Below are 1,257 nucleotides of genomic sequence, written 5' to 3' on the forward strand. Positions count from 1 at the left end.
AACTTATCAAAAGGAATGTAAATAATGCGTATGATCTTTAATCACTCATTTGAATGAGAAAGCCTATAAACGCTTTTTGTTTCTCTCAAACGTATTAATCATAACGTCTTTATCTTTTAAAAAGATTCATTGAAAACAAAGCCCATGATCATGATGCTTCTTTTAAAACGTTTCAATATGCTGACCTTAAAATTGAGTTGAGTGAATTGAAATAACTTATATTCTAAATCAAAACGCTTGGTAGCTTTATCAAGCCAATCAAAAGCAAATGCATCTTAAATGAATATCTTAAAAAACGTTCTTTTTACATTTACGAGCGTTGGTTTTCAAAACAATCTCTCATAAGACAATAAACAAGCGCTTTTATCAAACGCAAGGCTATAAAAACTGTTATAAACATCAGTTTCAAACGTTTAAACGTTCACTTAGAGAGGGTCTCATAAGCGTATTTTTAAACTATAACTTTTAAAACGTTTCTTAGTATCAAGTCTAAAGTAGATAGTAATTCTATTGCCATGGCATTATTTGCTTCCATTTTTTTGTGGAAGCGAATAATTCCGTTCTTAAAAATTAGCCTGCAATCTATTCATTAAAAGGCTTTTCATTTCATAAGATATAAAATACCTCTTTATCGTTTTCTAAATTTTTAGAAAGCGTTTTAAAAGCGATCTTATCCTTAATCCTTTTATGCAATCTTTAAAATATTCGGTGTTATGATGATGCTGTTATGACAGCTCTCTATTTTGCGCTTCTAATTTTGAGAACTGTAATTTTATGTTTTTATCATGTGATTAACAATCCAATCTTTAAAACAAGATGGGATCTTTAAACGTATGCGATTTCTGCTGTGATAAAAACGTATCATAAGATTTATGAACTGTTATGTATAATAACTGCTTTTCATTTTATTTGAACGTTTACATGCGTTATAATATTTACATCATGATTTGCTTTTTATGGTCTATTCATACATGCCAATCTTATATAAAAAATGGTCAAATGAATCATGCATAAAAAGATGGATTCTTAAGTGGATTCATATAAAATAATTACACTCAACATATTGACTTTATTGTGTTTTTTGATATTATATCGAATATGCCCTTATTGGGATGTTGAGGATTATTATGGCAAAGATTTGTTTAAGCGAGAGGATTATCAGAGGATGGCTATGCTGCTCGCACAATTAAAAGGGAAGTTTCTTTTGTCTCTCAATGATGTGCCAGAAGTTCGAAAAACCTTCAGTCAATTTACCTT

At 29.5% G+C, this 1,257-nt stretch carries 1 pseudogene; it reads left to right on the forward strand.

Annotation, left to right across the window (positions count from 1 at the left end):
• Window positions 1–1,096: 1,096 nt before the first annotated feature.
• Window positions 1,097–1,257: pseudogene (locus ACFIO3_RS13320) on the forward strand (DNA adenine methylase); the annotation flags it as partial.

It is taken from the genome of Bartonella sp. AD328YNZD, assembly GCF_042196425.1.